General features: G+C 56.0%; 17 protein-coding genes and 1 riboswitch. Of the genes, 9 read left to right on the top strand and 8 right to left on the bottom strand.

Annotated elements, in window-relative coordinates; translation table 11 throughout:
* Nucleotides 1-103 precede the first annotated feature (103 nt).
* The 5 genes from ACOSDR_RS14130 to ACOSDR_RS14150 all read right to left on the bottom strand — a co-directional run bounded on the left by ACOSDR_RS14130 (nucleotide 104) and on the right by ACOSDR_RS14150 (nucleotide 9,024).
* A complete protein-coding gene (locus tag ACOSDR_RS14130; protein WP_420731671.1) occupies nucleotides 104-460 on the bottom strand; it encodes an endonuclease domain-containing protein in 357 nt (118 codons plus the stop codon).
* Nucleotides 461-639: 179 nt separating this feature from the next.
* Nucleotides 640-3,312 carry a type VI secretion system ATPase TssH gene (gene tssH, locus ACOSDR_RS14135; protein WP_420731672.1) on the bottom strand — a complete coding sequence of 891 codons (2,673 nt, stop codon included), beginning with the start codon at nucleotides 3,310-3,312 and terminating at the stop codon, nucleotides 640-642.
* Between the two features lie 719 nt (nucleotides 3,313-4,031).
* On the bottom strand, nucleotides 4,032-5,357 hold the full coding sequence (locus ACOSDR_RS14140) for an NAD(P)/FAD-dependent oxidoreductase (RefSeq protein WP_420731673.1): 1,326 nt from the start codon (nucleotides 5,355-5,357) through the stop codon (nucleotides 4,032-4,034).
* Nucleotides 5,358-5,363: 6 nt separating this feature from the next.
* Nucleotides 5,364-6,026, bottom strand: a complete 663-nt coding sequence (locus tag ACOSDR_RS14145) for a glutathione S-transferase family protein (protein WP_420731674.1) — start codon at nucleotides 6,024-6,026, stop codon at nucleotides 5,364-5,366.
* Nucleotides 6,027-6,060: 34 nt separating this feature from the next.
* Entirely contained in the window at nucleotides 6,061-9,024 is a 2,964-nt protein-coding gene (locus ACOSDR_RS14150; RefSeq protein ID WP_420731675.1) for a bifunctional [glutamine synthetase] adenylyltransferase/[glutamine synthetase]-adenylyl-L-tyrosine phosphorylase, read from the bottom strand.
* Between the two features lie 105 nt (nucleotides 9,025-9,129).
* Between ACOSDR_RS14150 and ACOSDR_RS14155 the strand changes: the two genes are divergently transcribed.
* The 6 genes from ACOSDR_RS14155 to ACOSDR_RS14180 all read left to right on the top strand — a co-directional run bounded on the left by ACOSDR_RS14155 (nucleotide 9,130) and on the right by ACOSDR_RS14180 (nucleotide 16,317).
* Nucleotides 9,130-12,765 (top strand): DUF3971 domain-containing protein, encoded by a 3,636-nt coding sequence (locus ACOSDR_RS14155; protein ID WP_420731676.1) that lies wholly within the window; start codon nucleotides 9,130-9,132, stop codon nucleotides 12,763-12,765.
* A 53-nt stretch (nucleotides 12,766-12,818) separates the two neighbouring features.
* Complete coding sequence (locus ACOSDR_RS14160) at nucleotides 12,819-13,631, top strand: phytanoyl-CoA dioxygenase family protein (RefSeq protein ID WP_420731677.1); 813 nt, start codon at nucleotides 12,819-12,821, stop codon at nucleotides 13,629-13,631.
* Nucleotides 13,628-14,275, top strand: coding sequence for a dimethylsulfonioproprionate lyase family protein (locus ACOSDR_RS14165; protein ID WP_420725391.1), 648 nt, complete (start codon nucleotides 13,628-13,630; stop codon nucleotides 14,273-14,275). The genes ACOSDR_RS14160 and ACOSDR_RS14165 overlap by 4 nt, the downstream gene beginning before the upstream one ends.
* A 64-nt stretch (nucleotides 14,276-14,339) precedes the next feature.
* The gene (locus tag ACOSDR_RS14170) at nucleotides 14,340-14,759 is read left to right on the top strand and encodes a SufE family protein (RefSeq protein ID WP_420725392.1); all 420 of its coding nucleotides are present in this window, start codon (nucleotides 14,340-14,342) and stop codon (nucleotides 14,757-14,759) included.
* A 110-nt stretch (nucleotides 14,760-14,869) separates the two neighbouring features.
* Nucleotides 14,870-15,781, top strand: a complete 912-nt coding sequence (locus ACOSDR_RS14175) for an arginase family protein (RefSeq protein ID WP_420731678.1) — start codon at nucleotides 14,870-14,872, stop codon at nucleotides 15,779-15,781.
* A 62-nt stretch (nucleotides 15,782-15,843) separates the two neighbouring features.
* A complete protein-coding gene (locus ACOSDR_RS14180; RefSeq protein ID WP_420731679.1) occupies nucleotides 15,844-16,317 on the top strand; it encodes a MarR family winged helix-turn-helix transcriptional regulator in 474 nt (157 codons plus the stop codon).
* 16 nt (nucleotides 16,318-16,333) lie between these two features.
* On the opposite strand, the gene rnhA is transcribed toward ACOSDR_RS14180, so the two are convergent.
* From rnhA to ispH, 3 genes are read right to left on the bottom strand one after another with little or no spacing between them, the layout of a single operon-like run.
* Nucleotides 16,334-16,777, bottom strand: a complete 444-nt coding sequence (rnhA, locus tag ACOSDR_RS14185) for a ribonuclease HI (protein ID WP_420725395.1) — start codon at nucleotides 16,775-16,777, stop codon at nucleotides 16,334-16,336.
* Nucleotides 16,774-17,742, bottom strand: coding sequence for a homoserine kinase (locus ACOSDR_RS14190; RefSeq protein WP_420731680.1), 969 nt, complete (start codon nucleotides 17,740-17,742; stop codon nucleotides 16,774-16,776). The genes rnhA and ACOSDR_RS14190 overlap by 4 nt, the downstream gene beginning before the upstream one ends.
* A gap of 49 nt (nucleotides 17,743-17,791) precedes the next feature.
* Nucleotides 17,792-18,742 (bottom strand): 4-hydroxy-3-methylbut-2-enyl diphosphate reductase, encoded by a 951-nt coding sequence (ispH, locus tag ACOSDR_RS14195; protein ID WP_420725397.1) that lies wholly within the window; start codon nucleotides 18,740-18,742, stop codon nucleotides 17,792-17,794.
* Nucleotides 18,743-18,916: 174 nt separating this feature from the next.
* Between ispH and ACOSDR_RS14200 the strand changes: the two genes are divergently transcribed.
* The 3 genes from ACOSDR_RS14200 to ACOSDR_RS14210 are packed head-to-tail and all read left to right on the top strand — an operon-like array spanning nucleotide 18,917 to nucleotide 20,805.
* Nucleotides 18,917-19,156 carry a CDGSH iron-sulfur domain-containing protein gene (locus tag ACOSDR_RS14200; protein WP_420725398.1) on the top strand — a complete coding sequence of 80 codons (240 nt, stop codon included), beginning with the start codon at nucleotides 18,917-18,919 and terminating at the stop codon, nucleotides 19,154-19,156.
* 33 nt (nucleotides 19,157-19,189) lie between these two features.
* A complete protein-coding gene (locus ACOSDR_RS14205; protein ID WP_420725399.1) occupies nucleotides 19,190-19,720 on the top strand; it encodes a hypothetical protein in 531 nt (176 codons plus the stop codon).
* Nucleotides 19,721-19,752: 32 nt separating this feature from the next.
* Nucleotides 19,753-20,805 carry an AbrB family transcriptional regulator gene (locus ACOSDR_RS14210; protein ID WP_420731814.1) on the top strand — a complete coding sequence of 351 codons (1,053 nt, stop codon included), beginning with the start codon at nucleotides 19,753-19,755 and terminating at the stop codon, nucleotides 20,803-20,805.
* Between the two features lie 42 nt (nucleotides 20,806-20,847).
* Nucleotides 20,848-20,938: riboswitch (glycine riboswitch) on the top strand.
* Nucleotides 20,939-21,006 lie beyond the last annotated feature (68 nt).

The raw sequence follows: 21,006 nt of genomic DNA on the forward strand, positions 1-21,006 counted from the left end.
GTTGTGCGAGACGAGAGATCACCCCCACCCCGACCCTCCCCCCTCAAGGGGGAGGGAGATCTATCTCTTACCCCTCCCCCCTTGAGGGGGGGAGCCCCATATTTTACCCCTCCCCCCTTGAGGGGGGGAGGTTGGGAGGGGGGAGAGATGCAAGCGCCAATCGAATGGCTTCGACACACCCTTCCAAATTCTGCAACACGTCGTTGTTCCATAATCTCAAAACCCGATAACCCTCGGATTTCAGCCAGGCATCTCGACTTACATCCGACTGTGAATCCGCATGTTGCCCGCCATCGACTTCTACAACCAGTCTGAATTCCAGACACACAAAGTCGACGATGTAACGACCGATCAATTGCTGCCGACGGAACTTCCGACCATCGACCTGGCGTTGCCGTAACATCTGCCAAAGCAGGTGTTCTGCTTTCGTTGGATTGGCCCGAAGGGTTCTTGGTTTCATACGATGAGCGTAGCGCAGTTATGCTGCCGGTGGAAAGATCACCCCCACCCCGACCCTCCCCCCTCAAGGGGGAGGGAGCGAAACGCTTCAACGGGGAGCCCCATATTTTACCCCTCCCCCCTTGAGGGGGGGAGGTTGGGAGGGGGGTGATCGCTGTAATCCTCATTCCACACCCACGATCATTCAAACCGCACGGAAAAGCCCATGCCGTCCAGGGAGACATGGGCCTGTTGAAAGCTCTTACCCTCTGCCATTTGCGACAGAACGGCTTCGGCCAGGGTTGGCAGCAGGTTTTGGGTTACCACATTGTCGATCGCCCGCGCGCCGCTTTCCACCTCTGCAGATCGCGCTGCGATGGTTGGCGCAATGGCAGGGTCCAGTACCAGAGTGGCACCATTGTTTTCACTAAACCGCTTGGCAATGCGATCCAGTTTCAACTGGACGATATTGGCAATCTCTTCCTGACCTAGCGGTAGGTACGGAACAATGACCATGCGACCCAAGAAGGCTGGCTTGAAGCGGCTCAGCAGGTCCGGGCGCACCTTGGCAACCAGGCCATCCAGCGACATTGGCTCTCCACTGAAAGCCGCATCCATGATGACCCGATCCCCCAGATTGGAGGTCAGGATGATCACCGTATTTTTGAAATCGACTTCGATGCCTTCACCATCTTCCATCATGCCCTTGTCGAACACCTGAAAGAACAGTTCCATCACATCGGGATGGGCCTTCTCCACCTCATCCAATAGCACAACTGAATAGGGGTTGCGGCGCACGGCCTCCGTCAAAACGCCGCCCGTGCCATAGCCGACATAGCCTGGCGGTGCGCCTTTCAGGCCGGACACCGTATGGGCCTCCTGAAACTCCGACATATTGACGGAGATCAGATTACGCTCCCCCCCAAACAACAATTCCGCAAGGGTTAGAGCCGTTTCCGTCTTCCCGACACCGCTGGGGCCAACGAACATAAAGACCCCAACTGGCTTGCTGGGATCATCCAGACCCGCGCGATAGGTGCGAATGCGTCGGGCCACCACATCCAGCGCGTGATCCTGCCCAACAATGCGGGCTTTCATCCGGCTTTCCAGATCAATCACGCCCTGAATGTCATCGCGCATCATGCGGCCAACGGGGATGCCCGTCCATCCGGCAACCACACTGGCGACGGTATCGCCATTAACCTCCACCGGGACCATCGGCGTATCACCTTGCAGCGCCACCAGTTTGGCGTTCAGATCTGCATAGGCCTGACCCGGCGGTTCGCCCTGCAAGCGCTTTGCCAGGACCGCCATCATCTCCTCAACAACGGCGCGCTCTTCTTCCCAGCGGGCGGTCAGGGTATCGCGTTGGGTTTCAGCCTCCGCAAGCGCGGCATCCAGTTTGGCCAACCGGGCGGCGTGATCCCCTTCCAGCACCCTTTCGCGATGCAGAATGTCACGCTCCACCGACAGGCGTTCAACCTGACGAATGGCCGCTTCCACCTGGGGCGGACGATCCCCTTGTGCGACCGCGACCCGGGCGCAGGCCGTGTCCAAAACGCCAATCGCCTTATCAGGCAATTGCCGCCCGGTGATATAACGGGCCGACAGCGAAACAGCCTCTGCAATCGCCTCGTCCAGAATGCGCACCTTGTGATGTTCTTCCAGACGCCGTGCCAGGCCTCGCACCATCGCGACTGCGCGTTCTGGATCAGGCTCGTCCACTTTAACGACCTGGAAGCGCCGGGCCAACGCGGGGTCTTTCTCAATATACTTTTTGTATTCCGCCCATGTTGTCGCAGCGACGGTGCGCAATTCACCCCGTGCCAAGGCAGGCTTCAGCAGATTGGCCGCATCTCCCTGCCCCGCAGCGCCACCAGCACCAATCAGCGTATGAGCCTCATCAATGAACAGAATGATCGGACGGGGGGAGGATTTCACCGCATCGATGACGGTTTTCAAGCGATCTTCAAACTCCCCCTTCATCGATGCGCCCGCTTGCAGCAGGGCCAGGTCCAGAACACGCAAATCCACATCCCGCAAAGGTTCTGGCACATCGCCATCAGCAATCCGCTGGGCAAGCCCTTCGACCACGGCTGTCTTCCCGACCCCGGCTTCACCGGTCAGGATGGGATTGTTCTGGCGGCGGCGCATCAGGATATCGACCATTTGCCGTATCTCTCCATCACGCCCGACAATCGGATCAATTGCACCAATCAGCGCCTGATCCGTCAGGGAGATCGTATAAAGCTCCAGCGCATCCGCCTTGGCGGTGGCGGCAGCCTGTGCCGCCTGTTCTTCTTCCGTTGGTGCACCGGCTTTCGCCTGTTGGACCTCTTTGCGCCGTTCCTTCGCCGCCTTTGCATCGGCCTTGCTGGCCTCAATCGCACTGGGCATTACCTCTGGCGATTGGCGCAGAATTTCAGACCAACTGTCGCGCAGGCCCGCAGCAGGGATCGCCTTAAAGGCAGGGGCGCCATCGAATAGGGGAGCACGAATTGATTCCGTGTCCAGCGCGGCCTGCAGCAAAGCCGCAGAGCGCGTCGCATTCTGGCCCAGGCTGAGTGAGGAATAGACCCAGGCTTCCTGCAAAAGATCAGCAATTTGGGGCGACAAGGCGGGGGTTCTGGTGTTGCCGCGTCGGAATCCTTCGACAGCGCCTTGCAAATCGGCAATCAGGTCGGACAGTTCAACACCATGGGCCTTCAGACCCTGCACCGCATCCGTGTCCGTCTGATCCAGCAATTTCAGCAGGACATGCTCGACTTCGACATTAAAATTGGTCTGCTGCACACACAACTGGGCCGCCCCTTCCAACGCCTTTTTACAGGCGGGGTTCAGCTTCCCCACAAGGGTTTTCATATCCAACTGCATGCGCGCGGCGCTCCTTCCCGATCAACGGATAAGACTCCGTCGCGATTCGAGATTTCGCGCAAGGGACGGGATTCAGACATGCGGAACCGAAATGCTTATACTGTCATTCCCACGAGGGCGGGAATCCAGCACCACCCACGCGAATCGCGCCCGCCGCTCTGGACCCCGGATCAAGTCCGGGGTGACGGTGCATTAGGCAAGTGTCTCCTCACCCTGAGGAGCGAAGCGTCTCGAAGGGTGGGCCCTCTGAAAGCGCCCTACTTACAGCCCCTCCTTCGAGACGGCGCATTGGCGCCTCATCAGGATGAGAATGGAACAATTTGAGGAACGCCCAGGTGGTATTCCTGCACCACCCACGCGAATCGCGCCCGCCGCCCTGGACCCCGGATCAAGTCCGGGGTGACGGTGCATTAAGCAAGTGTCTCCTCACCCTGAGGGGCGTAGCGTCTCGAAGGGTGGGCCCTCTGCAAGCACCCTACTTACAGCCCCTCCTTCGAGACGGCGCTACCGCACCTCCTCAGGATGAGAATGGAACAATTTGAGGAGCGCCCAGGTGGTAATTCTGCACCACCCATGCCAATCGAACCCGCCTCAAGTCCGGGGTGACGCTAGCCTATAACTCTCGTCATTCCCGCGCAGGCGGGAATCCAGGGCCAAACGTGCCAAACGCGCCTGTCGCACTGACTCTCAGATCAAACCCAACATAACAAAACCGACCCCTAAATCTCCGCCGGGGCCAGGGATGTGCCGTCGAAGAAGCGCGTATACCGGAAGGGTTCTGGATCAACACAGGGCGGTTCCCCAACCGTCAATTGGGCCGCCAGCTTGCCAGCCCCTGGACCAATGCCAAAGCCATGTCCGGAAAAACCTGACGCCAGCGTCAGGCCGGGCAATGCCTCCAACGGGGCGATGCAGGGAACGGCATCGGGAGTCGTATCGATCATGCCGGCCCAATATTCCTCCACCTGCAAATCCTTCAGGACAGGAAAGGCCGCCTTGAAGCTGGCGAAGCCCTTGTCCAGAATTTTGCGATCCGCCGCCGGGTCCAGAATGCGTGTTCGTTCAAACGGGCTTTCCGAATTCAGATCCCAGGAGGTGTTTTGCATAAGCTGTTCGAAGAAACGACCGTCCAGGCGCAGCTTGATCGTATCGCGTTCCGCCATGAAGGATTTCCAGAATTTATCCATCCAGCGAAACGCATCTGGAACCAGATAAAAGGTCGAATCAAATCCTCGCGACAGGGAATATTTGCCATCATTCCGGCGTCTGATCGCGAAATCGGGGGTGGAAAGCCCCCCAGGCGTCACTTCCGGTCCAGCCGTTGTGCGCAACACAGATGATTTGACCTGTAATTGCGGGAACGCAATGTCATGGCGCTTCAGGAACAGGGACGACCACGCACCCCCGGCCAGGATGACGGAGTCACAGGCGATCACACCTTTTTCCGTGACCACAGCAGACACACGCCCGCCCGATGTTTCCAGACCGCGCACGGCACAGCCTGTCAGAATCGCTGCGCCCTTCTTCTGTGCCGATGTTGCAATGGCTGGGGCGGCCTTATGCGGTTCTGCGCGCCCGTCGCTGGGCGTCCACAGCGCCCCTGGATAACCCGTTTCATAGCCTGGCAACAAATCGCGTAACCCCTGAGGGGTAACGGTTCTGGTATCCAATTGATACTGTTTTGCAATATCCACCCAGCGCTCATAAGAGGCCATCTGCTTTTCAGTCTTGGCAACATAAATGACGCCCGCCTGCGCAAAGCCGGTTTCAGCCTCGATCTCCTTATCAAGACCGCGCCATATCCTAAGGGCTTCCTGGATCAGCGGCATTTCCTTTGGGTCACGTCCCTGCTGACGGCAATAGCCCCAATTGCGAGAAGATTGCTCCCCCCCGATCACGCCCTTTTCGCACAGGGCGACGCTGTAGCCCTTTTTCACCAAATGCCAGACGGCAGAGACACCAATGATGCCGCCGCCAATCACAACGACATCCACTTTCTTTGGCAGGACCTGTGTCGCTGCGACGGGATCAACAGGAGGAGACATGTTTGATTACACCAAAGACCGTTCGAGTTTATCCCATTCCGCAAGGGTCGTTCCGAACGGAATCATGATATTTTTCCGATAGGCAGGGCGGTCCTGTAAGCGGGCATACCATGCCTTGATATTCTTGAAATCCTGATGATCAACCTGAATGTTGTAATAGCGATAGATCAGCGTTCCCAAGGGGATATCCGCGATGGTCAGACGATCCATGACCATAAAGTCGCGACCGGCCAAATGCGCATCCAGAAGTGCCAGCGCCTTTTCCGTCGCAACCTTTGCCTGGGCAATCAAATCCGGGTTTCGCTGATCCGGTTCACATCGCACCGTGCGCCAGAACAAATCGATCATGGGTCCGGTCAGGGTCGTTTTGTGCCAATCCAACCACTGATCCGCATGTGCCTGTTCTTGCAGATTGTCAGGCAACAAACTGCCCTGACCATGAGCCCGTGCAAGGTGGCGGACAATGGCGTTTGACTCGTACAGCGTAAAATCCCCATCTTGCAGTACAGGCACGCGCATATTCGGATTCATCGCCTTGAAGGTATCCGTATTGATGCCACCGAAGGAACCCCCCACCATTTTATGGTCATAAGTAAGGCTCAATTCATCCGCCGTCCATAAGACCGGCATGACATTACTGGAATTCTTGCGTCCCCATATGGTCAGCATGATCGACAATTCCTTTGGATAGATAAGACTTTGATCAGGTCAGGTCTTTACGGTAGCCCGCAGCGGGGGTGGCGATCAATGCCTCATACTGGTCCCGTACTGCCTGCGCCACTTTTTCCATCCGCGGTGCTAAATCTTCAAATGCGTCTACCCCCGCAGCCCGCGCCAAAGCCCGCTTCTGTCCTTCCAGCGCATTGGCTGCATCGAACCCACCCCCCGGTGCGGTCAACCGGATTGCCGCCTGAACCTGCCGCCACAGGCGCAACCCCTCGCGTAATGCCGTGAAAGCGGGTTCGGTAAGGTATCCTGCGGCGTGCAATCGCTCCAGTGCATCTGCGGTATTGGTGGACAGAACAGAAGGATTTTCCGCTGCATGCGCCAACTGCAATGCCTGGACAGTAAATTCGACATCGACCAGACCGCCCTGGCGATACTTCACATCCCATTCTGATTTCGGCGCAAATTCCCGCGCGATTCGATTGTGCATTGTGTCTACATCAACCAACAATTTCTTTGGATCGCGCGGCTGGACCAGGGCGGTATGAATGGCGTCCGTCAGGCGCGCCTGCAGCGCTGCACTGCCATAAACCGGCCGGGCACGCGTCAGGGCCATATGCTCCCATGTCCAGGCCTCCCCGTCCGGCAAATTGTAGTAATTGGCAAAACCCGCCAATTGTGTCGCCAGAGCCCCGGCCTTGCCCGATGGACGCAACCGCGTATCGACCTCGTACAAGGACCCTTCCCCGGTTTCTGTGGTAATCGCGGTCACAAGGCGTTGGCACAGGCGCAGATAATAGACCTGTGGTCCCAGCGGTTTTGCACCATCCGATTGGGTCACGCCCTCTGCAAAATCATAGACAAAGACCAGATCCAAATCAGACATGGGCAGCAATTCACCACCGCCCAATTTACCAAAGGCGATGACCGCCATCCCCATACCGTCAATATGGCCATGTTGCTCTGCAAACTCTTCCGATGCGGCGGGCAGGATCGCATGCAGCGCCCGCAAGGCAATGGCGCTATAGGCAGGGCCAATGCGATCCCCGTCGGCAACGCCACGCAACAACTGAACACCGATCCGGAATTTCTGATCATTGGCCCAACGCCGCACCGCATCCAGGATATCCTGAAAATCGCGACACAGCGCCAATGCTGAGGATAAATCATCATCGTCAGACACAGCAAAGGGAGCATCAGACACGATTGGATCAAAGAAGTCCTCGCCCAACACGGAATCCAGAAGGATCGGTTTGCGCGACAACCAGTCGGCCAGGCGCGGCGCTTCCCCCAATATTTCAGAAACCAGGTTCAACAGGACTGGATGCGCCTGAAACAGTGAAAAAAGCTGAACACCAGACGGCAAGCCGGAAAGAAAATTATCAAACCGCTGAAGCGCTTCGTCCGGGCTGGCCGTGTCACCAAAAGCCTTTAATATGCGGGGCATCAACTCCGTCAGGATTTGCCGACTGCGTTCGCTGCGGGTCGCACGATAGCGCCCGCGATGCCACACCCTGATCCGCTCTGCGACATGGGATGGATTTTCAAAGCCCATCCGCGACAAGGTGTCCAAGGTGTCTGGATCATCTTCACTGCCGGTAAAGACCAGAGAACCATCGCCCCCCAAGTCCGGCGATTCCTCAAATAACCGTGCATAATGACCAGCAACTGTGGTCAGGGTCTCTCGCAGTGTCGTGCGGAATGCATCCAGGTCAGCATGGCCCATGAACTGGGCGATTGCCGCCATGCCCTCTGGCGTTTTTGGCATGGTCTGGGTCTGCTGGTCATTCACCATCTGCAACCGGTGTTCCAGGCGGCGCAGGTAGTGATAGGACTGCTTCATCTCTGCGGCGGTTTCCGGTAGAACATGGCCAAATTCTGCCAGTCGATCCAGCATCAGGCAGGTCGGCTTCTCCCGCAATTCAACCTGACGCCCGCCCCAGATCAATTGCTGTGTCTGAACAAAGAATTCGATCTCCCGAATGCCGCCGCGACCGATTTTGATATTGTGACCATCAACGGCAATCTCTGCACCCCCGCGATAGGCATTGATCTGGCGCTTGATGGAATGAATATCCTGGATGGCCGCGAAATCCAGAAATTTTCGCCAGATGAAAGGCCGGATATGGGTCAGGAATTCCTCCCCCAGGACGTGATCACCGGCAACAGGTCGCGCCTTGATCATCGCGGCGCGCTCCCAATTCTGACCGACGCTTTCGTAGTAGGTTTCCGCTGCACGGACAGACATTGCCAACGGGGTGACACTGGGATCCGGGCGCAGCCTCAAATCCGTGCGGAATACATACCCTTCCCCCGTGCGCTCCTCCATCAGGCGGATAATCTGACGGGTGACCCGCACCATATCCTGGCGCAACTGATCTGGATCATCCGGCGCCAGGCGCTGGGTATCGTATAAGACGATCAAATCAATATCCGATGAATAATTCAGCTCACGCGAACCATGTTTCCCCATCCCCAGGATAACAAAACCATCAGTATCATTTCCCACGGTGCCGTCTGCGCCGCCCCGCCAGGTGCGCAGCGCAAACCGACTGGCCCGTTCCAGCGCGCTGTCGGCTAAATCTGCCAGCGTGCCTGTCACTTTCTCCAATGACCACAAGCCCAGCAAATCGGCAATTGCAACGCCCAGGGCAACCGCACGCTTTGCCCGGCGCAGCTCTACCATCAGGGTTTTGTCATTGGTCGCCGTCTGATCCAAATTGGGTAATGCCGCCATCCGACGGGCGACGGCCTCATCCGGCCCGCACCGCAAAATGTCTGCAAACACATCTGTATCCCGTCGAATAAGGGCGCTTAGAAAATCGCTGTGGGCTGAGATGAAATTCAGAAAATGACGCCCACGGGGGTCTGCATAGAAATCTTCCACAAGCGCATGATCAGGGTGGTCTTGCGCCAGAACAGGTTTATCAGCAGGTCGTGCGCCCTCCGGGATCGGTAAATCATCCGGATTTATGTGGCTAAGAAAGGATACCATCCCCATTTTCAAACTATTCCTTAAAGCGGCGTTTAAATGCCGTGCGAACCGATTATTATGACCCTTCGACTTCCCTTATGGCAGTCGCTGTACTCCTGAACCAAGGACACTATGAATAAGCGAGCCAAGCGTATTGTTTTAGAGGCCACAATCGGCCTTCTCCTGGGCACCGTCCTTTTAAGTGCCGCAGGGGTCTATATCCTATCGCGGGGCCCACTCTCAATATCTGCGCTGACCCCTATCCTTGAAGATGCGCTTAATGTCGAAGGTTCGCCCTACAGGGTCAAGGTTGAGAATACGCAAATAATCTGGGGCGGATGGGACCGGGCGGTCGACGTTATCGCAACCAATGTCACCGTGGTGGAGGCGGACAAGGCCCCGCTGGCGGTTTTGCCCCAGGTTTCTGTGGAAGTATCCTTCTCCGCCCTGTTATCCGGTGACATCCGGGTCAGGAAACTGGACTTAATCCGCCCTTCCCTAAAACTGGACCGCCATCCAGATGGACAATTGGTTTTATCCATGGACGGGCTGGACGGCGACAGCGCGGATGACGGGTCAAAACCCGGCACGCAAATCGCCCTCCCTCAAAAAGCCAGTAATACCCTTATTCCAGAGCCGATCCTGAATGCCCTGACAGGCAAAACCCAGCCCCAGACATTTCTGGCTGGCCTGCAATCCTTCAGCATTATTGATGCCGAAATCCAAATTCGCGATCATGCCATTGCGGAGTCCCTAATGCTGCATAATGCCAATTTAGGGGTGTCACGATCCCCAGCGGGGCTGTTGGCAACGCTGTATGGCACCCTGGAAACGCCTACGGAAAATACCGATATTTCAGGATCGGTTTCCGTCTTTCGGGACACGGAACGGATTGAAACAAAACTAAATTTCGGACCTTTGGATACCAACCTGCCAATCCGCTATTTGCCGGATCTGGTATTCTACCTTCCGGATATGACCATCAGCGGCCAATTGGGTGTCGATTTCAATTTCCAGGGCCAGCCCATCCGGGCAACCTCCAGATTGAACAGCGCGGCAGGATCGATCGAATTGGACGCAACGCCAAACGGCGCCCTGCCCGCTGCAACCCTGAATGCAACATTTGATGCATTTGATGCCGCCGTCTGGTTAGGGGGATTATACGATGTGGAAAATGTCGTCGCCTATATGCCGCGCGTTCCAATTTCGGGCACGGCCACGACACAATTAAACGATCAAGGACTGCCCCGTGATATCACCGCCGAACTGACATCGCGCATTGGCGATATTTCCCTGACAGCACAGCCGTCCGAGGAAACCGGCGGCTTGACGGGATCCATCCTATTTACCGGCCTGGACGCGGATACGATCTCTCAAACCGCCCCTAAACTGGGCCTGCTGGATGGTGTGACGGTGCGGGTTGATGGCAGTGCCGATTTCGCGCTGGACCCCCAAATGAAGCCCCTATCCGGGCGCGTTGATATCAATTTCGGGTCCGGGCAACTGCCAGGCATCCCGGATGTGATGGAAACTGTGCCGGACCTGTTGTGGGGTCGGTTGGCAGCCCGCCTGTCCCCGGATGACAATGTCATCACATTGGAAAATCTGACCCTGGATTTCAGCAATCCAGAGGAAAACATATCCGGACCCAGTATCTCACTGACCGGATCCGCGCGACCGGCTGAGACCGGAATGGATATCGACCTGAATGGGCTTGTGCTGGACCTGCCGATGAACCGGCTGCCCGCTTTTTGGCCGGAAACACTGGCCCCAAATCCCCGCGAATGGGTAACGGACAATATTCCTGAAGCCGATGTGCATCAGGCCGGAATAGCCGCGTCCCTGTCCATTCCCGATATGGATCCCCAACAGATAACGATAAACAGCCTGAGCGGCGGGATAGAATTTGATCAGGCGCAGGTGCATTACCTGCGCCCCCTGCCGCCCGCGACAGGCGTTGCCGGACTGGCTGAATTTACCGATACCTCATTTGATATCGATATCACCGCCGGGGTGCTGAAAGATGCAAAGTTAACCGATGGAAAGATCCTGATATCCGGGTTGGACGGCGATAATGAAGCCATTGATATCGGACTGTCGATTGCGACTCCCCTCTCTACCGCCTTGCAGCTATTGGACACCAGTCCCCGCAACTATATTTCCCGGATTGGTCTTAATCCTGCTGGGATTACCGGGAACGCAGTGGCAGATGTGCGGTTTCGATTCCCCCTTCTGGCAGACCTGAACGCAGATGATATCGTTTATGAAACCGATGCCGTGCTGCGAAAGATTTCTGTTCCCCGTCCGGAATTGGACGCTGTTGTTACTGCAGAAAGCGTCGCGCTTGGCCTGCGACCGGGCAAGCTTGTATTGGAAGGTGATGTTCGCATCGATACCACGCCCGCGCGTGTTATCTGGAATGAAAACTTTGCAGACGAGGGGGATCAACAAACCCAATTGGCCATCACCACCACTGCGGATCTTTCAGAATTGCGTCGTTTTAACCTGCCGCTGGCTGGTATAGCGGAAGGCCCGGCCAGCCTGTCTGCCACCTATACGACCTTCAAGTCAGGCAGTCAGACTATTGATCTGGCGGCCGATCTGACACATTCGACATTGATGGTGGATATGGTCGATTGGCGTAAAGAACCGGGTACGCCCAGTTCCCTGGCGTTGAAGATCGGAATTGATCCAACCAATGGCTATCGCATTGATAACATCGTACTGGATGGCGGTCAGGATCACCGGCTGGTTGGTCAAATGCAAGCGAACGCGGATTTTAAGCGTATTACCAATGCGACCATCGAAACCCTGCGCTATGGCAACACCAATATTTCCGGCACGGTGAAAGATGTTAATGGCATCTATCAGGTCACCTTGAATGGGCCCAGCATGGATATCACCCCGTTTGTTGATCTGGATGAAACCGATACAACGGACAGGGATGCGCCACCGGTTCTGGAACCTGCGATACAGATATCAGGTAGCGTTGAGTCAGTCTTCCTAAGTGCTGATCGGTCTGTCGACAACGTCGATTTTAGGCTGGATTTGCAAGGGGAACAGGTCGACCGCCTGAATGTCCTGGGATCCTTGGGGGCAGATAAAAGTGTGAACATCCAATATCTGCCAACGCCCAATGGAGGACACAGTCTGGATGTAACTGCGGACGATACCGGTCTGGCCCTGGCCATTGCAGACATCACCGGTCGACTGGAAGGCGGAAAGCTGACAATTACGGGCCTGCGCCAGACTGCCGATGATCCCATGCTGGGGCGCATTGAGATGCGCAATTTCAAACTGTTGGATGCGCCGCGCCTGACCAAAATCCTGGAGGTTATTTCTGTAACCGGCATTTTGGCGGCCTTGAACAATGAAGGCCTGGCCTTTGACACGATGACCGTGGATTTCAGCCTGACCCCTGACAGCTTCGATATTCTGGACGGTGTTGCGCGGGGCAATGCCATGGGCGTGACCGCAACGGGTGCGATCAACCGCACGGAAGATACCCTGAATATCGGCGGTGACATTGCCGTGGCTGGCATTTTCTCCAATACCATCGGCGCTATTCCGGGGATTAATCTATTGCTGGGGGATGGTTTATTTGGGGTAACCTACCGAATGACCGGGCCAGTAGATGATCCGGATGTCAATGTGAATCCCCTGTCTGTTATTGCTCCGGGTTTCCTGCGCAAGGTTTTTGGCGCAACCGGAGTGACGGAGGAAACCGGACCCAATGCCGATACTCCTCAAAGCCAGCGGGGGAACTGAAGCCCTGCTGTTTTGCGTTTGTCAGGCCCCCCACTGCAGGATAAATTTTTCCCATGATCACGCAAAATCACATTGATGCCTATGCTGCCGACGGGGTGGTTCTGGTGCGCGGACTATTGCGCGACTGGGTGGATATCATTGCACAGGGCATCGACCAGAACATGGCAGAGCCTGGCCCCTATGCAGCGGAAAACACAACTGCGACCGATACCGGCCGGTTTTTTGACGATTACTGCAACTGGCCGCGAATACCCGCTTTTGAAAAAATCATCCGGGACTCGCCAGCTGGTCAGTCCGCCGCACAGATTATGCAAAGTCGGACAGCGCAATTCTTCCATGATCATGTTCTGGTGAAAGAGCCCGGTACGTCAAAAAAGACACCCTGGCATCAGGACAGCCCCTATTACTTTGTCGAAGGCCGTCAGACCGTCAGCATTTGGGTACCCGTCGATCCGGTTGGTCTTGATGCCTGTCCTCAATTCATCAAGGGTTCGCATTTATGGGACAAGTTGGTCCTGCCGGTGCGCTGGCTGGATGACAGTGGCTTTTATCCAGACAAGGACGATTATCTACCCGTTCCAAATCCGGATGCAGAGCCCGACCGCTATACCCTGCTGTCGTGGACCATGCAGCCGGGCGACGCCATCCTGTTTGATTACCGCACCGTCCATGGTGCGCCTGCCAATCAGGGTCCCCATCGACGCAGAGCATTTTCCATGCGCTGGGTTGGAGATGATGCCCGATATGTGGAGCGTCCAGGGCGTACCTCTCCGCCCTATCCGGGGCATAGCATGCAGGCGGGCCAGCGCCTTCGGGACGATTGGTTTCCCGTGCTTTGGCCCCGTCCATCGGTTGGTGCAGCGTGACACTAAACAGACCCTTTCTCTCTGCAGGATGGAGCAGCACCAACAAAAGGCCCGAAGATGCCTTTCTGACCACCTTTATGGAAACGCTGCGCCGGGATGGGCGGCGTCTGTGCAATACGCTTGTGTCTGAACTGGATGCTTTGGGGCCCGCCCGGCGCAGTTGGGATCCATCCAGCGAACCCGTCGTCGCCCGACTGGACGCCTGCCTGGCGAAAGGCCCTCAGGAAACCGCCTATCTGAGGGGCGCAATTGCAGCCATGAAGCCCTTACTGTCGTGGCAGCGCGCACCGGGGAACCCGAATGTTAATAATGGACAGACCGACTTTCACTATCGCCACGCCTTCTGCACCCTGGTGGGGGAGGATGCGCGGGTTCCAACGACACGGCTGCGCGTCGGCCTGCTGTTGATCGATGCTCATTGCTTCTATCCCCTGCACGCCCATGCGGCAGATGAGATTTACCTGCCCGTGTCCGGAACCGCGACCATGCAGATTGGATCAACCCCACCAAAGGTGCGCGATCCCGGCAAATGCCTGTTGATTCCAGGTGATACCCCCCATGCGATCTGGACGGGCGACCATATGATTCTCTTGGCCTGGGCCTGGCTGGGCGATATCCGTGGCCCGTTCCTGTATCATAGCTAGACCTTTACCCTGAAGCCCAGGCCGCCTATATCGCGGGAAGGCATAGATAAAAACAGAGGTCGAAATGGCGCGCAGCATTGATGATTTGGTAGAGGATTTTGAACTCTTCGAAGATTGGGAAGAGCGCTATCGCTATATCGTGGATCTGGGCAAAAAACTGCCGCCAATGCCGGAAGACGAGAAGATCGAAGACAACAAGGTGCGGGGCTGCATGTCGCAAGTCTGGATGACCAGCCAGGTCGATGACAGCACAGAGCCAAGCACCCTGTCCTTTCGCGCCGACAGCGATGCCTTTATCGTCAAGGGGTTGATTGCAATCCTGCTGGAACTGTATTCCGGGCGCACCCCGCAGGAAATCACGGAACTGGACGCGACCGAAGCCCTGACGCGCCTGGGCCTGGAGAGCCATCTGTCGCCAAACCGCCGCAACGGTTTTGTCGCCATGGTCGGGCGCATCAAGTCAGAAGCACAGGCACACAGCTAAGATCCCCTTATACTAGTACTAGCGCATTTTCGATGAACAGATTTTGCGAATTGACACTTTCTAAAATTCAAATAGATTAATGCATCATCGATCTAATATAGATGTCTATCATGCGCGACCCTTTAAACATAACTCTTCTCGGCGTGCCGGTTGATTGCGAAGGAATACCCGGTGGCACAGCGCGCGCCCCAACCATCCTTAGGCGTCTGGGACTTCTCCAAGCGCTGCCGGAACTCAAGGATTCAAACGATCTTCCCGTCGAAATCAACGGAACACAGAGAGACCCAATCTCCGGCATCAAAGCGCTAGACGATGTCCGGCATGTGATTGGCGAAACCCATAAGCAGGTTACACGTCTTTTGAACGAGGGTACTTTTCCGATTTTGATCGGTGGCTGCTGCACCAATATTGTCGGGGCTATTGCCGCTGCCGCCCAAGTTTCGGATCAGGAGTCCAGCCAAATCGGCTTAGTTTATATCGATGGGCATCTTGATCTTTATGATGGCAAAACCTCGCCAACCGGGGATTTCGCTGACATGCCAATGAACTTCATTCTGGGCAAAGGCAACGCCTCCCTGGGGCCTGAAATGGATTGCTGGCCCGGCTTGGCACCGCACACTGTTTCATTGGTCGGCTTCCGGGATCGGGATATCGCCCTGCGCCAAAGCGCCCTAATGCCAGAAGATTTCCCTATCCCGCCCCAGCTCATTGACGCGGACGCAATTCACCAATCGACACCTGCGGTCATCGCGCAGAAAATTCTCCGCTATCAGCAAGGTGTCGCATCAAAATTCTGGCTTCATCTTGATTGGGATGTTCTCGATGAAGTGGACTTTCCATCGTCTGATTATCCTATGCCTAACGGATTGACCTGGGCGCAACTCTCAGCACTCCTGCGGCCTCTCGTTCAATCGCCCATGCTCGTCGGCATGACGACGGCATGTTACAATCCAGATAAGGATCAGGACTTTCGCGATGGAAGACGCATCATCGATGTTCTAAGATGCGCCTTTGAGGAGTAATTCCCATTCAAAATCCACAAGACTCCAGGCTTGAAAATATACTGGGCGCACTGGCGCTCACTTTGGCCGACAGAATAACGGCAGAAGCTGAAGAAGTTACCGGGATTGGCGGAATCGGTTCCTCCATCCTGATCGCAATTCGCAGCGAGCCTGGATTATTGATTGAGCATCTCGCCAAACAACAGAATAAAAGCCAATCCACAATTGTTCGGGCCATACAGCAATTAGAGCAACGCAAACTGGTGGCAAAGAGGGCCGGTTCGGACCGGCGGACCATGCAGCTAATACTGACCGAGTCTGGAACTGCTTGTGCCGAGTCAATTCTCAACGCGCGCGAAGCCCTGATCACCAATGCGCTGACGCCCCTTACCGGCACGCAACGCTCCCAGTTGGAACGGATGGTCGAAACCATATTGGTTGACCTGGTGCATCACCCGAAAGACGCCTATCCAATGTGCAGACTGTGTCGTGAGGAATGTTGTGGTGATGACTTGGACTGTCCGGTTGAACGCGGTGCGGCGTCAAAAGAACGCTAGAAATGTTACATACCCGTTAACCACGCCCTGGAATGCCCTGACGGGCTAATTCATCGGCTCGTTCATTTTCTGGATGTCCGGCATGCCCCTTGACCCAGGCCCATTCGATCTTGTGCCGGGCCACGGCAAGTTCCAGTCGCTGCCATAAATCCGCATTCTTCACAGGTTTTTTCGCCGCCGTCTTCCAGCCATTCTTTTTCCAGCCATGGATCCATTTGGTAATGCCGTCTTTGACATAGGTACTGTCTGTCGTCAGGCGTACAGCCATGGGGCGCGTCAGCGCCTCCAGCCCGGCAATCGCGGCCATTAATTCCATACGGTTGTTCGTTGTGTCCAACTCGCCGCCACAGATTTCCTTTTCATGGGCACCCCAACGGATGACCGCGCCCCATCCGCCGGGACCAGGATTGCCGCTGCAGGCACCATCAGTGAAAATCTCAACCAGGGTCTTTTCGCTCATGACCCATCAAATCCGTATGCGCTGGCGGCGGAGACACCCTGATGGAATCGCAGCCTGTCAAAATAGTCCATTGGGTCATGGGGACGCACCAAGGCTCCTGGTGGGCAATTCAACCAGTCATATAATCGCGTTAGCAAGAATCGCATCGCCGACCCTCGCGCCAGAATGGGCAATGCCTCAATTTCCGCCGATGTCAGCGGACGATGCTGCGCATAGTTGGACAGCAAGGCCCGGGCCTTGGTGACGTTGAAACTGCGATCCCGCTCAAAACACCAGGCGTTCAAACAGATTGCCAAATCATAGGCCAGGAAATCCGTGCAGGCGAAATAGAAGTCGATCACGCCAGACAGCCGATCCCCGATGAAAAACACATTGTCGGGAAACATATCGGCATGACACACCCCTATGGGCAGGTCCTTTGGCCAATTCGCCTCCAGAAAATCCAGTTCTGCGCGGATCAGCGGTGCCATATCCTTATGAACTTCATGGGCGCGGGCTTCTGACTTCTCAAATAAGGGACGCCAATCCCCAAGCGTCAGACCATTGCGGCGCTGCATTGGAAAATCCGCACCAGCCGCATGCAGATCCGCCAGGGCCGCCCCCAATTGCGCACAATGTTCCTTGCGGATGCGCCGCGCCCACATGCCTTCCAGAAAGCTGGTGACCGCTGCAGGCCTGTCATTCAGATCCCGCAGCGCCGTGCCGTCCGGCATTTCAATCGGACGCGGACAGGGCAGGCCTTTTTCCGCCAGATGGTTCATCAAACCGATGAAGAACGGCAGATCTTCACGCTTCACGCGCTTTTCATATAAGGTCAGGATAAAGGTGTCCTGGGTGGTCCGGATCAGGTAATTGGAATTCTCCACCCCTTCCGCAATGCCTTTTGCCGACACCAAGTCGCCAATGCCGTATTGTGCGATAAAGGCCGACATATCTTCGTCGGATACATCCGTGTAAACCGCCATACTGAATCCGTCGCTTATCGATTTGGTTAAAGTTTACTGGGTTAAAAGTTTACTGGGTTAAAAGACGGGGAAGCTTGAATTCCACATCTTCCTGCGCAATGGAGATCTGGCTGACCGTGACCGCATAATGATCACGACATGCATTGATCACCTCTTCCACCAGTACTTCCGGGGCGGAGGCACCGGCGGATATGCCAAGCCGGGAAACACCCTGCATCCAGTCCCAATCAATGTCGGTGGCCCGTTGAACCAAAGCAGCCTTTGGGCAGCCCGCAACCCGCGCGACTTCAACCAACCGACGGGAATTTGACGAATTTGGGGCACCGATGACCAGCACGGCCTCAACCTCTGCCGCCAGGGCCCGCACTGCCGCCTGACGATTGGTCGTGGCATAACAGATATCTTCGCGCTTTGGCCCGGCAATGTCTGGATAGCGTACCCGCAACGCATCAATGATTTCCGCCGTATCGTCCACCGACAATGTGGTCTGAGTCGCAAAAGCCAATGGCGCATCAGGGGGGAAATCCAGTTTCGCCACATCCGCCAGGGTTTCGACCAAAACGACCGCCCCGTCTGGCAATTGCCCCATTGTGCCAACCACTTCCGGATGACCGACATGGCCAATCAGAATGATCGTATGCCCGCCATCGTGATAGCGTTCCACTTCCCGGTGGACCTTGCTGACCAGGGGACAGGTCGCATCGACATAAATCATCTCCCGCGCCTGTGCGGCGGCAGGAACGGATTTCGGCACACCATGGGCAGAAAAAATCACCGGCCGGTCGGTTGGGGCCTCGTCCAGTTCTTCAACAAAGATTGCCCCCTTGCTTTCCAGTGATTCGACAACAAAACGGTTATGGACAATCTCGTGGCGCACATAAACAGGGGCGCCGAATTTTTCCAGCGCCTTTTCAACGATCAGGATAGCCCGGTCCACACCGGCACAGAAACCGCGGGGGCCTGCCAGTTTTATCGCCAAATCTGGTTTCACATCAGCCATGTTTCATTCTTTCATTCCACACTGCATTCCCTTACGTCGCGTGTTCCGGCAATTCCGTCAACAGAGAAGGAGTTATTCCCGCGCGGCGCTTGTTCCAGGCGGGCCTGTCGATTAGTCTCCCCCTACAGTGAAATTGCGCATCCAACGCGCCCCGCATGATGGTGGAACATCACGATGACCGATCCTTTGATCGCGGCGAAACAACCCTTCCCCATTGAAGTTGTGGCGGGACAAAAGTACTTCTGGTGCGCCTGCGGGCGTTCTGCATCCCAGCCCTTTTGCGACGGAAGCCACACAGGGACAAAAATGACACCACAAATCTATACCGCAGATAAGTCACGCACGATATTTTTCTGTGGCTGCAAGCATAGTGATCGCGGACCACTGTGTGACGGTACGCATTCAAAATTCTAACATGCCACGAAGTTTACAATGGGATTTTTCAGTATGCAGGGAGTTAAACTGAATATGCGGCTTTTGCTTCTCGGGATTTGTCTGACTGTCCTTACGGCCTGCGCGGAACCGACAAAGATTATTCCCTGCCCCCCCATTCTGATCCCACTGGATACGGAGCGGGTGACGCGCTTTGCCCCTGGATCCGGGCGTGACATCACGGACGTTGTGATGCGTGGGGAAATTCGATTCCTGTCTGGGGAATGCACCGTAAAGGATGAGGAAGTTGAAATGACCTTTCCTATCGCGGTGCGCGGTGTGCGTGGCCCGGCCCAGAAATCAGGTATAGAGCCCATCAGTCTGTTTCTGGCGGTATCAACGCCAGATCGTCAGATCCTGAACCGGCGTGAAATGGATATGACCCTGAATTTTGACGGCAATCGCACCACGACTGTCTCGGCAGATACGGTGACTGTCGTGATCCCGAAGAAAGAAGAACAATCCGCCAAGTCGTTCATCCTCTTCATCGGTCTGGTCCTGTCTGAGGAAGAATTACAGTACAATCGCGAGGAAAGCCGTCGCTGACCCAATTCCAATATAAGAACCCGTTTTCAGACCTGACATGGACCCTCCTTATCACGCTGTTGATCGGCTCTTTGGGGGGCTGCGTCTTTGACTTTTTGGACCTTCCCGCCGCCTATCTCAGCGGATCCATGCTGGCCGTCGCAATATGGGTCATCGCCGGGCGCAAGGCGGAATTACCGAACCCGTTAAGCAATCTCAGCTTTATCGCGACGGGATCCTTGCTGGGGGCTGGTATTGACCGAAACAGCCTGTCTTCTATCCCAGACTGGCCTGTATCCCTGATCATGCTCGGCATCAGCATGATTATCCTGTTGGCGCTGGTTCGCCTGTATCTGCGCCGGGTTCATCATTATGATCGCAACACGGCGATCTTGTGTTCCGTCCCAGGGGCGATGAGTTTTGTTGTCGCTGTCGCGACAGAGATCGGCGCCGATACACGTCGGGTTGCCGTCATCCAAACCGTGCGGCTGGCAACCGTTATGGTGCTGATCCCAATTGTTGTAGGCTATACGAATGTGCATTCGCCGCTGCCCACAGCGATTCCTAAGGAAATGTTGGGCTGGCCAGAAATTGCGATGGTCCTGGCACTCTCCTACTTAGGGGTTCCATTAGGAAGCTTGCTCCGAATTCCCGCCCCCTATTTTACAGGCCCAATGGTTATCAGTGGCGCCCTGTTCATGACAGGCACGGTGGAAGGTGCTATTCCTGCCTACGTCCTGTATCCGCCGCTGATCATTTGTGGTGCGACCATCGGCACGCGATTCGCAGGCAGCACAAAAAAATTCCTGATTTCCTGCACCAAAGCCGGAATCGGCGCGACCGGTTTAGGGCTTGCGATCACCAGCCTATTTGCCTGGCCAACAGCGGCCTTTCTGGATCTGCCCTTCATGCAGGTCTGGCTGGCCTTTGCGCCGGGCGGGCTGGAAGCCATGACAGTTCTGGCCTTCACTTTGGATACGGACCCGGCTTTTGTGGCAGGGCACCAGATTATCCGATTCCTGGCCATCAGCCTGATCGTGCCCTTCTTGCTGGGCAAAGCGAAGGTCGCGCAGCAGTCCGATCCAGCATCCTCCCCACCGCCTTGACACGGCAAAGGGATCAGGTACTCTCGCCGCGCTATAGTTCGTTATACCTGCGTGGGAGAGTGTGACCCGATGGGTCGCCGCCGAAGGAGCAACCGCCCCGGAATCTCTCAGGCCCCTGGACCGCGCGGGTTAGGACAATCTGGAAAGTGATGCGGTCTGTTCAGACCCTATCCACCGAAGGGGTAAGCCACCCCGACTGAT

It is taken from the genome of Hwanghaeella sp. 1Z406, assembly GCF_048892425.1.
GTDB lineage: Bacteria > Pseudomonadota > Alphaproteobacteria > UBA8366 > Aestuariispiraceae > Pacificispira.